This window comes from Rheinheimera tilapiae, from assembly GCF_042432165.1.
Taxonomy (GTDB): Bacteria; Pseudomonadota; Gammaproteobacteria; order Enterobacterales; family Alteromonadaceae; genus Pararheinheimera; species Pararheinheimera tilapiae.
This window is the reverse complement of the sequence record NZ_JBHLXP010000003.1, coordinates 524374-535748: the sequence shown is the minus strand read 5'-3', so window position 1 is coordinate 535748 and position 11375 is coordinate 524374. Positions and strand designations below refer to the sequence as shown.

Here is an 11375-nt window from a genome sequence, read left to right as displayed (position 1 = left end):
TGCTGGTGTCTGGCCTGGGTGTGACCATCGAAAACGGTGGCTGTGTGCAAACTGACTCTTTCGCCGGTTATGCACAGGGTACTTACCAGGTCAATGATCAGTGGTCGTTCACTTTGGGCGGTCGTTACACCGAAGATGACAAAGACGCCAACGTCTATCGTTATGTTTATCTCGGTTACAAACTGCCACGTATTAGTGCGACCAAAATCGGCACTCAGTCTGATTTTAAAGGCAGCGAAAACTTCAGTCATTTCTCACCACGCGTGGGCTTTGAATATCAGGCCGATGACAACATGATGGTGTACGGCTCTTATACCGACGGCTTTAAATCCGGTGGTTTTGATATGCGCGGCAACCAGTCGGTCAACCCGAACGCCGGTGATCCGTACCAGCCAGAAACGGTGGATACTTATGAACTGGGTGTGAAAAGCGAATGGCTGGACCGTCGCCTGCGCTTAAATGCCGCAGTATTTACCTCGGCTTATGATGATATGCAGGTGACAGTACAACGTGCCGTCAATAACACGGTAGCGTCCCAAGTACTGAACGCGGCCAGTGCCGATATTAACGGCATTGAACTGGAAGCGACTGCAGTTGCCTCCGATGCACTGCAATTTAATCTGATTGTCGGTTATACCGACGCCAAGTTTAACGAAGTGCTGTTTTATGATGCCGTGACGAAAACCACGTCAGACGTATCTGGTTTGTGGTCTTTTGCCAACACGCCGGAACTGACTGCCACCTTAGGCGGCAAATACACAGTGGCAATGTACGGCGGCGAACTGGTGCTGAACGCTAACCTGTCACACCGCAGCGAAACGCAGATCTTTGAACTGCCATCGATGCTGGACTACGGCGGTTACACGCTGTTTAACGCCGGTGCGACCTGGTATTCCGCTGATGGTCACTGGGATGTGTCACTGCAGGGCCGTAACTTAGGCGATAAGATCACCCGCATCGCCGGTTACAACTTCCCGCTGCTGGCAGCCGAGCAAACTATCACCGCCTACTACGGTGACCCAAGAACAGTCAGCCTGTCGCTGGGCTACCGGTTCTGATAGTTGTTGAAGAAAACGGTGGGTGGTGCAGGGCTGAACAGCTTCTGCATCTGCCAACCGCGCGACGCCATCAAAGCCGGTGTGGGTGTAATGCTTGCACCGGCTTGTCTGCTCCCGCATCATGGTCGTTCTGCTATCTGGACCTGTGACTTATGATTGCCATTATTGCTGATGATCACCCGTTATTCCGCGTTGCCTTGTCGCAGGCGCTGCAGACGATTCTGGGCCTGGATGCCAGCCTGTATCAGGCGCATAGCATGGCGCAGTTGTGGCCTTTGCTGCGTGCACATCCGGATACTCAACTGATTTTGCTCGATTTAAAACTACCGGATGCCGAAGGCTTTGCCGGTCTGACCGCACTGCGTACTGAATACCCGGATATTTCGGTGCTGATGGTGTCGGCGATTGAAGATCCAGCCGTGATTAAACAGGCGCTGAAACTGGGCGCTGCGGCTTATTTACCAAAATCGGCGCCGCTGGAAGTGCTGACCGAAGCGGTCGATGCAGTGATGGCCGGCGATACCTGGTTACCGGCGGATTTACAACAAAGTGTGGCGCAGGCGCAGGATTTGATTGACGCCGAATTCGCTGGCCGGCTGGAGCAGCTGACGCCGCAGCAATTCCGTGTGCTGAAAATGATTGCCGACGGCCTGTTAAACAAACAAATCGCTTATGAAATGAATGTGCAGGAGACCACGGTCAAACAGCATGTGTCAGCGATTTTGCGCAAACTCAATGTCAATAACCGCACCCTGGCCGGGATCTTATTTGAAAAACTGAAACTTCCGGATACCCTGTAGCCTCTAACTGCCAGTCTTCAGCACCCCGGGAGAGCGCCGCATGCGCCGTTTCACTGTATTTGTTTTTTCTTGTTCGACTCTTTTCAGTTCTTTTCACAGCCACGCTACTCAGCTTCAGCCGCAAACCGGACACTGGCGCAGCCAGCATCAGGTGCTGGTCAATGGTGAGGATATTCTTAAGCAAATGCAGGCGTTACAGTCACAGGTGCTGGCGGCGGTGCCGGCCGAACAACGGGCTTTGGTCGCCGGTATGATGCCAAAAAAAGACTTAAGTACTGCGCAGGAATGTCTGACCGCAGCTGAAGTCGCCTTATTAAAAACACCGGAGCAGTGGCTCACCAGAGCCAAACAGCAGCTACCCCGTTGTCAGTTGCAGCTGACCGGCAGCACCACCAATTCGGTGTCGGTGAAAGGCCAGTGTCAGGATCAGGGTGGTTACACCGGTTCGCTACAAGGCACAGTCACGTTAAAAACGCCGCAATGGATGCAGATGAATATGCAGGGCACTGGCCGCTACAAGATGCCGCTGCCGGGCCAGGCGCAAAACGGTGATGTGCAATTTAAACTGAGCAGCGAATCGCGCTGGCAAAGCGCCAGCTGTCCGGCCGGGATGCGTTAATCCGGCGCTGCACGCTGATTTCTTGTTAGCAGAATGTTGCTGTCCGCTGACCTTTGTTGCATGCTGGGCGCCGTATTTCTGCTCAACAGGATGACATGATGACAATCTCCAACTCCGTCAGCGGCCAGCCCAGCTGGCAACAGACACCACAAGCCGGTCTACAGGTGAATTCAGTCGCGGTCAGTCCGGATGGACAACTGACCGTCGGCGGCACCTCCAGTGAATTTGGTAGTGGCCAGTTTAACTTTTATGGCTATGACGCTACAGGCAGCCAGCTCTGGTCAGTGCCGGTCACTGCCACCAATGTGACGCAAGGCATTTTCTGGGTCGCCGTCAGCGACGATAAACGCTTTGCTGCCTGTGGCGGTGAAACCAGTAAAACCTGTGGTTTCCTTTGTATCCTCGATGCCAGTACTGGCACTATTCTGTTTCAAGACAACAACTTGCCAGCGCGGGTCAATCAGCTGTCTTTCAGTAGCGATGGCAGTTTATTGCTGGCGGATTTTCAGCACGAATTACGTTTGTACCACTATGCCACCGGCAGTACTGTGGCGCCCGTATGGTCGCTGAGTGACAGCTTGGCGCTTTCAGCTGACTTTTCCAGCTATAGCGCGGTGCTGGCGCCAAATGGCAGCCGAATCTGGGTCGGTGCGATTAATTACAACGTCAAACCGGTGTATACCGGTCTGGTGCAACAGATTGTGCTGGATAACGGCAAATTCGGTGCAGTGACCGGCTATCAGCAGGCACAGGGCGTGATGCGGGTGGTTACGACCACAGACGGTGCTTATGCCGCAGCGTCTTTGCATGACGGCAGCTGTGCCTTTTTCCAGGCAGTGCAACCCAGCACGGCTTTTGTCTATAAACCCGATCTGACCGGACTGAATATCGCGTATGCCATTGCAATCACTCAGACACCGACCCAACAGCTGGTGATAGTGGTTGGCGCCAATCAAGGCGAAGGCGGCGTGTTGTATCGGGTCGATGCAGAGCAAACTGCATCAGAGATCGCCAATTTTCCAGTCTGGGGCCCCGTGCTGCGCTGGAGTCAGCCGGTGCAATATGCGGTCAATCCCGGCGTAACGCTGGATCTGGCCGCGACGCTAGTCAGTGCGACTGACGGTAAGCCAGATGAGACCAATGGCGGTAGTAATCAAAAGGAATCGCCGGGCAACTTTTATCTGTTCGATGCTTGCTCTGGTCAGCAGCTGTGGCAATATGGCACCAAGCTGATGAACTGGCCCATGACGCTGACGCCCGACGGTAGTACCGCGGTCGGTGGCAGTGATGATGGCAGTATTTATTACTGGAAGTTGTCGTAAGTGAAATCCGAAAGTCTGCACCGCGCAACGTTGTTTGATCGCCGGCTCTGGCAGGAGAGGTTGCAGCAATCTTGGTTGCTGCGCAACGTGGCATTGTTATGCCTTTGGCTGCTGGTGTTTGAGATCGGCTGGCTGGTGGAATATACCCATCATGCCAGTGTTTGGTATCCGGTCGCGGGTCTGACATTCGCGTCTTTGTTATTACTCGGCTTTTCCATCTTGCCGGCCTTGTTGACCGGCTGCGTCTTGGTCACCTTTTACACAGCTCAGCATTATCAGATCACGCTGGATGAATTGCAGCTGCTCAAAGCCGGGCTGTTGTTTGGTCTGGCGCATATTCTGCCCTACGGCATCGGTGCAATTGTGCTGCGCACACTGGCCAAACAAGGCGCGCGCGATATCAGCCGGATCATCGTACAGTTTTTAGTGATCGCCGCCGTCAGTTCGTTTTGTGCGACCTGGCTGGTGATCCCAACGCTGGTGGCGACTGACATGATGTCTCAGGCAGAAATAACGGCCACCTGGCTGCCGTTTTGGATCGGGGATATGGCGGGCGTGATGGTGCTGGCACCGTTTTTTGTTGGCCTGTTAAGCCGCGTCATGCCAAGTGCTTTGTTCCGGCTGACCGATTTGGCCGGTTTAAAGCAACAGCAGTTCAGCTCGAAGTATCTGATGAAACTGTTGCTGAATGCGCTGTTACTAACCTTTTGTATGCTGTTGGCCAAGGTCACCGACTCGCCCAACAGCGCTTTTGCCATTTTCTTCCTGGTGATCCCGCATATGTGGATCGCCTGTTCTGAATCGGCGTTGCTGAATGTCAGCAGTGTTGCCTTATCAAGTTTCCTGATTGCATTCTGGGTGCATCTGTTTGGTTTGATGGACTATGTGATGGTTTATCAATTCGCCATTAACGTCATCGCGGCCAACACGCTATTTGGCCTCGCCATCCCGACATTGCTGGCGGATAACCTGCAGCTACGCAAAGTCGCCTTCACCGACAGTCTGACCCAAGTCGCGTCGCGCGATCGGCTGGAACAGCGCGCAGCACTGGAGATTATCCGTAGCCAACAAGACCACAAACCACTGTCGTTGATGGTGTTTGATATCGATTATTTTAAGCGGATCAACGATGAGTTTGGTCACCATGTCGGCGATCAGGCACTGCAGCAACTGGCACGGCTGGCACAGCAATCACTACGGCCTGCCGATTTGCTCGGCCGCTTTGGTGGCGATGAGTTTGTCGTGTTATTGCCCCAGACTGAAATCGCCGCGGCACTGCATATCGCCGAGCGGATCATTGAGCAGTTACAACAGGTGTATATCGCTGACGTGCATCAGCTGACCGCCAGTTTTGGTGTGGCTGAACTGAATAATGACGAAGATTACGAACAATTGTTCCGCCGGGCCGATCGCGCCCTGTATCAGGCCAAACTGGCCGGCCGTAACCGCGCTTGCCTGGCCGCAGATTAAGCTGCCGACTTGTTTTTGGTTAGCGCAGCAGACGTTGCAACAACCGTCTCAGACTGGCCGGTTTTAACGGTTTCAGCATAAAGTGGAAGCCGTTATTTAGCGCGTGATCACGGGTTTGTTGCTGCTGATCGGCCGAATGGATCAGCACCGGCACCTGCAGTGCATAATGCTGCTGTAACTGCATCGCCACTTCGACACCGGTCGCGCCCTGATCCAGATGATAATCAAACAACAATAAGTCGACCTGATGGCCGGCACTGAGCCAATGCAGCGCTTGTGCCGGCTGTTGCGCCACTAACACCTGACAATCCCAGCTTCTGAGCAGTGCCGCCACCGCGCCGGATAATTGCGGATCGTTATCGAGCAACAAAATCGTTTTGCCGCTGAAACTGACTTGTTGCTCCCGTGGCGCCAGCACCGGAGCCGCAGTCGCTGCAGCCGTGCACAGCGGCAAAGTAACGGCAAAACAGCTGCCTTTGCCAGGTTCTGAGCGTAGCGTCAGCGGGTGCTGCAGTAAATCACTAATGCGCTGGCTGATGGCGAGGCCAATACCAAGCCCCTGATTGTCCGCTTGTTTACCTTGCTGAAATTCCAAAAAGATCCGTTGCTGTTCATCCGGGCTGATGCCGATGCCGGTATCCCAGACTTCAATCCGCAGCGCCGGTGCGCCATGCAGCTGCGTTCGCCGGCAGCCCAGCAAGATTTTACCCTGGTGGGTGTAACGTAGGGCGTTGGCAACCAGATTCTGCACGACGCGGCGCAATAAGCGGATGTCGGTATCGACCCAAAGCCGGCTTGGTCGGTAGCGAAACTGGATCGGTTTGCCGGCAGATAATAAACCAGCTTCACGGCCGATTTGGTCGAGCAGGCTGCCAACACTGACCGGTGCCTTTTGCGCTTTAATCACGCCGGCATCGAGTTTGGTCAGTTCCAGAATACTGGCCAGCAGTTCTTCGGCGGAATTCAGCGACGCCGCGAGGTCGCGTGCCAGTTGCTGTACCTGAACATCGGTGCTTTTTTCGCGGATCAGGCCACAAAACAAAGCGGCAGCATTAAACGGTTGTAATAAATCGTGGCTGGCGGCGGCAAAAAAGCGGTTTTTGCTGGCGGTATGTTCCTCCAGCTGTTGTTTGGCTGCGGCCAGCTGCTGGTTTAGTAATTCCAGTTCTGAGGTGCGGCTCATCACGCGTTGTTCCAGCGTGCTGTTGCTGGCTTCCAGTTGCTGCTGCACGGCAATAAATGAGCTGACGTCGCTGTAAGTCGTGACAAAACCACCGCCTGGTAACGGGTGGCCCTGCATCTCAAATACCCGGCCATCGCGCTGGCGGCGCTGAAAACGATAACTGCTGCCCTGACGCAGGAAATTCAGCCGTTTTTCGATCTCGGCGCTGATTTGTGCCGCATCCGGCACGGCAGTATCGTGAAACCAGCCGCGTTCGGCGTTATAGCGGATCAAATCTGCCACTGGCCGACCGACTTCAATCAAACCTACGGGATAAGCAAACATCTGCAAATACCGCTGGTTCCAGGCAATCAGCCGCAGATCGGCATCCACCACGCTGATGCCCATGCTGATGTTATCGATAGTGGCGCGCAGTAGTGCCTGGTTAAACAAATACACCTGACTGGCTTCGTCGACAAAACGGGCAACTGATTCCAGCGGCAATTGACTGTTTTTGCCGGCAGCATTCAGCAGCAGCCGCATCGACGCGCCGCCTACTACTGCGGCCAGCGTGCGTTCGGCGCTTTGTTGCAAACCCTGTGGCGCGCGTGCGTCCAGCTGTGGTGTGCTGTTCTTAAAATGGCGTTGTAGTAACAAGCGTGCTTCGCGTTCGCCGGCAAATCGGCGCACCAGCAAATAACAATCCTGTACCGTCAGCGGCGGCGATGGGTGTGCAGGCTGCGGTTTGCTTTGGCGGAAAAAACGGGCACTTTCCAGATATTCGGTCAGCCGGGTCTGGCTGAGCTGACTAACCACTAACAGCATCAGCGTATTGATACTGAGGCTAACCACGACACCGAGACTGATCAGGTCAAATTGACCGCCCAATAAGGCATTCGGCGCCAGCGCTGACAGGCCAAAAGGCCCGTGGTTCAGCCAGTCCCAATTCAGCAAACCGGCACGGCTAAGTTCGGGCAGCAGCAGAATATAAGCCCACAACATGGCGCCGCTGAGCAAGCCAGCCAATGCGCCCTGGCGGTTCACCCGCCGGCTGCTGAGACCCAGAATCAGTGCCGGCGCCAGTTGGGCGATCAGCGCAAATGCCATCAACCCAAGCTGAGCCAGGCCGGTTTCGGTACCGATCAACAAGTAATACAGATAGCCCAGCATTAACACACTGAGCATCGACAGCCGGCGCAGCGTCACCATCCGGATCCAGGGTTTGCCGTCAGCCGGTTTTTGTTGCTGCCGGTAAATCAGCGGCGTCAGCAAGTCGTTGGTGATCATGATGCCCAGCACCACCGTCGCGACGATGACCATACTGGTGGCCGCGGAAAAACCACCAAGATACGCCAACAGCGCCATGTCGGTGCGGTTGGCAGATAACGGCAGCTGCAGCACGACTAAATCGATACTGGCATGGTGGCCCAGCAATAAGGTGCCGGCGAGTGCAACCGGCAGTGTAAACAGGCTCATCAGCAGCAAATAACCGGGGAAGATCCAACGCGCATGTTTCAGATGCCGCAGGTGCTGGATTTCGACAAAACTGACATGGAACTGGCGCGGCAGGCATAAAGTAGCGGCGAAACCGAGTAAAACATGGATCCAGTACACCGAGACCGGTGCACCCTGACTCTGTAGCGTGGCCACATCGTTGGACAGCGCCGCTTTGGCAAAAATATCGGTAAAGCCATCAAACAGGCCAAACACCACAAAACAGCCAACCGCCAATAGTGCCAGTAGTTTGACCAGGGATTCAAAGGCAATCGCGGTCATCAAACCTGGATTGGGTTGGTGGGCCTTGGCACTGCGACCAACAAATAACATAGCAAAAACAGCTAACCACAGGCTGACATACAAGCCGGTGTCCTGATACCAAAGTGTCGCTTTGCCAGTGCCAATCAATGTATCAGTGCCGACTAACGCATTGATACTGGTCGATACCGCCTGTAACTGCAGCGCGATATAAGGGATCACCGCCATTAATACAATCAGCGTGGTGATCACCGCAAGCAGACGGGAATGGCCATACCGCGTGGCAATAAAGTCTGCGACTGAGGTAATGCGTAGCCGGCGGCAGACCATGGCAATGCGGCTGATCAGGCCAAAGCCAAACCAGAACAGCAACAACGATCCGATATATGTAGGAGGGATCCACCAGCCGTTGACGGCGGCCTGCGCGGTCACGCCATAAAAAGCCCAGCTGGTGCAGTATATGGCTAGCGCAAAACTAAAGACCCAGGGCGCCAGCGGATGTTTGCCGGTAAAACGCCGGCCCAGACGACCGACGCTGTATAACACCAATAAATAGAGCAGCGACAGCGCGGCAATGCTGCCAATTCCAATACTGCCCTGACTCAGAATCATCTCAGATGTTACCGGTTCCACCGCGAAGCCTTTGATTGTGCCTGAAGTTCCGGCTGGCGCAAAGCATCCGCCGGCCGTTTACCCTGTAACGATCAGGCTTAACGCGCCGTCCAGCCGCCGTCCAGTACCAGCGTTTGGGCGGTGATATGCCGGGCCGCCGGCGCTGTTAAAAACATTGCTGTGGCGGCAATTTCATCGACACCGATAAAAGCTTTTTGCGGCATCGGCGCCAGCATGATTTTCTCAATCACTTCGGTTTCGCTGAGCTGATGCTCTTTGCACTGCGCGGCAATTTGCGCGTCGACCAGTGGCGTGCGCACATAAGCCGGGCAAATGGTGTTAATAGTGAAATCAAAATCAGCATTCTCTAACGCAACGACTTTGCTAAAACCTAATAAGCCATGTTTCGCTGCGACATAAGCGGATTTAAACGGCGAGGCGATCAGCGCATGGATAGAACCAACATTGATAATGCGGCCAAAGCCACGACTGCGCATGCCGGGCAGCAGGGCTTTGCTCAGCATCGCCGGGCCGGTCAGCATGACTTGTAACAGCTGCTGCCATTTGTGTTCCGGAAACTCATCAAGCCGGGCGACATGCTGAATGCCGGCATTATTGACCAGAATATCCACAGCACCGGCGGCGGCCGCAGCTTGTTCGATACTTTGTTGTTGTGTTAAATCTAATAACATGGCGGATGCGTTACCACCGGCTGCAACCAGCTCTGCGGCTTTTTCCTGTGCCAGCGTCAGATTAATGTCCGCCAGGATCACTTCATGTCCGTCTGCGGCATAAGCTGAAGCCACCGCAAACCCGATACCACCGCTGCCACCTGTGATGAAAACCCGCATAACTGCCTCATTGCTCAAATATTTTAGGTATAAAGATCTGAAGCTCAGGCTAGAAGGTTGTGCCGCGCAGGTAAACGGTACTTTAGTGCTATAGCCTGCAGAGACGAAAAACAGTTGGTGAAAATAACAACACCAACACAATTAACTGCGGCCGACACTGTGCCGACGAACTCAGTAGAGTGCAGAGAACTCCACACAAGGGCATTCATAGCGCCGAGCAGTCAGAAAACCGCACAAGTCTTTGCCAGAGCCCGTATCTATGCTATGTTTCTGGGCATAACAATAAAATTATCTCGTGCTTCGATTGCAGTTTTGACCGTAAAAAACAGCTGATAACAATGTGTTGTACCGTTGTTTCGCGTTAAGTCGGAAAAAGTCCTGCTCTGTCGCACGTCATTCTGTAGACCTGTCACGTAAGGAAATCTGCATGCAGACTTCAACCGCTTTGATCACCAACGATGCCGTCGTGCTCGGCTTGCTGGCGCTGATCCTGGGATTTGTATTTCATACCAGCAGTAGCAGCCATCCGTTTTGGCAAAAATTTTACAAATACGTTCCTTCGGTATTGCTGTGTTATTTCATTCCGTCTTTGTTTAATACCTTCGGCATTATTGATGGCGATACGTCGAAACTCTATGAGATGGCATCCCGTTATTTGCTACCAGTCTGCTTGGTGTTGTTTACGCTGAGTATTGATTTCAAAGCTATTGTCGGGCTTGGGCCTAAAGCATTGGCGTTGTTTCTGACCGGAACTGTTGGCGTTATTCTCGGGGGCCCGATTGCACTGGCTACAGTCGGCACCTTCTTTCCGGAACAAATGGGTGGTGAAGGCGCTGACGCGGTCTGGCGCGGCATGGCGACGATTGCCGGCAGCTGGATCGGCGGTAGTGCGAACCAGGCCGCGATGAAAGAAGTGTTTCAGCCGAGCGGGGACATTTTCTCTGTGATGATTACCGTCGATGTGGTCGTCGCAAACTGCTGGATGGCCATTTTACTTTGGATGGCTGCTAATGCGTCGCGGATTGATAAAGCTAATGGTGCGGACACCAGTGCTATTGAAGCGCTGCAAAGCAAAATCGAAAAATATCAGGCAGAGAATTCACGTAACCCATCGACTTCAGATTTGATTAAACTGCTGGCGGTTGGTTTTGGTTTGGCGGGTCTGGCGCACTGGATGTCTGACTATATTGTGCCTTATCTCAAAACCAACGCGCCGGAACTGGCGATGTATAGTCTGACTAGCAGCTTTTTCTGGATAGTCGTGTTAGCGACGACATTTGGTTTGTTATTGTCATTCACCAAAGCGCGTGAGCTGGAATCTGTGGGCGCGTCCAAAGTTGGTTCTGTGTTGGTCTATGTGCTGGTGGCCTGTATCGGTATGCATATGGACATTACTGCTGTGGCGGACTATCCGGTGATGTTCTTGGCTGGCGTAGTCTGGATCACCTTCCATGGTTTATTGATGTTTGGCATGCTGCGGTTGTTAAAAGCACCGGCGTTTTATATGGCGGTGGGCAGTCAATCTAACATCGGTGGTGCAGCTTCAGCGCCTATTGTTGCTGCGGCTTTCCATCCGGCATTAGCTCCGGTTGGGGTATTGCTGGCTGTGCTGGGCTATGCACTGGGTACTTATGGTGGTTACTTGTCTGCTCTGATGATGCAGGCTGTAGCGCCTTAATACCGAAATCGCAGTAATAAAAAAGGAGCCGGTTGGCTCCTTTTTTGT

At 53.7% G+C, this 11375-nt stretch carries 8 protein-coding genes; 6 read left to right on the top strand and 2 right to left on the bottom strand.

Features of this window, described 5'->3' with window-relative positions; all coding sequences use genetic code 11:
- The 5 genes from ACFFJP_RS13255 to ACFFJP_RS13235 form a co-directional block, all read left to right on the top strand.
- On the top strand, window positions 1-1058 hold a 1058-nt coding region (locus ACFFJP_RS13255), incomplete at its 5' end, for a TonB-dependent receptor (protein WP_377244768.1).
- Between the two features lie 152 nt (window positions 1059-1210).
- A complete protein-coding gene (locus ACFFJP_RS13250; RefSeq protein WP_377244765.1) occupies window positions 1211-1858 on the top strand; it encodes a response regulator in 648 nt (215 codons plus the stop codon).
- A 40-nt stretch (window positions 1859-1898) separates the two neighbouring features.
- Window positions 1899-2477 carry a DUF3617 family protein gene (locus ACFFJP_RS13245; protein ID WP_377244762.1) on the top strand — a complete coding sequence of 193 codons (579 nt, stop codon included), beginning with the start codon at window positions 1899-1901 and terminating at the stop codon, window positions 2475-2477.
- 95 nt (window positions 2478-2572) lie between these two features.
- Entirely contained in the window at window positions 2573-3799 is a 1227-nt protein-coding gene (locus tag ACFFJP_RS13240) for a WD40 repeat domain-containing protein (RefSeq protein ID WP_377244759.1), read from the top strand.
- On the top strand, window positions 3800-5269 hold the full coding sequence (locus tag ACFFJP_RS13235; protein ID WP_377244756.1) for a GGDEF domain-containing protein: 1470 nt from the start codon (window positions 3800-3802) through the stop codon (window positions 5267-5269). It begins immediately after the preceding gene.
- A 19-nt stretch (window positions 5270-5288) separates the two neighbouring features.
- Here ACFFJP_RS13235 and ACFFJP_RS13230 read toward each other — a convergent pair whose 3' ends face one another.
- Together ACFFJP_RS13230 and ACFFJP_RS13225 are read right to left on the bottom strand one after the other, a co-directional pair.
- Window positions 5289-8819 (bottom strand): hybrid sensor histidine kinase/response regulator, encoded by a 3531-nt coding sequence (locus tag ACFFJP_RS13230; RefSeq protein ID WP_377244753.1) that lies wholly within the window; start codon window positions 8817-8819, stop codon window positions 5289-5291.
- Between the two features lie 77 nt (window positions 8820-8896).
- A complete protein-coding gene (locus ACFFJP_RS13225; RefSeq protein WP_377244750.1) occupies window positions 8897-9649 on the bottom strand; it encodes a 3-hydroxybutyrate dehydrogenase in 753 nt (250 codons plus the stop codon).
- A 427-nt stretch (window positions 9650-10076) separates the two neighbouring features.
- Between ACFFJP_RS13225 and ACFFJP_RS13220 the strand changes: the two genes are divergently transcribed.
- Window positions 10077-11327, top strand: coding sequence for a DUF819 family protein (locus ACFFJP_RS13220; protein ID WP_377244747.1), 1251 nt, complete (start codon window positions 10077-10079; stop codon window positions 11325-11327).
- Window positions 11328-11375: the final 48 nt, after the last annotated feature.

Excerpts from the sequence above, each read along its gene's own strand:
- ACFFJP_RS13240 (WP_377244759.1), top strand. The coding sequence starts at position 2,573 with ATGATGACAATCTCCAACTCCGTCAGCGGCCAGCCCAGCTGGCAACAG.
- ACFFJP_RS13250 (WP_377244765.1), top strand. The coding sequence starts at position 1,211 with ATGATTGCCATTATTGCTGATGATCACCCGTTATTCCGCGTTGCCTTG.
- ACFFJP_RS13225 (WP_377244750.1), bottom strand. The coding sequence starts at position 9,649 with ATGCGGGTTTTCATCACAGGTGGCAGCGGTGGTATCGGGTTTGCGGTG.
- ACFFJP_RS13245 (WP_377244762.1), top strand. The coding sequence starts at position 1,899 with ATGCGCCGTTTCACTGTATTTGTTTTTTCTTGTTCGACTCTTTTCAGT.
- ACFFJP_RS13220 (WP_377244747.1), top strand. The coding sequence starts at position 10,077 with ATGCAGACTTCAACCGCTTTGATCACCAACGATGCCGTCGTGCTCGGC.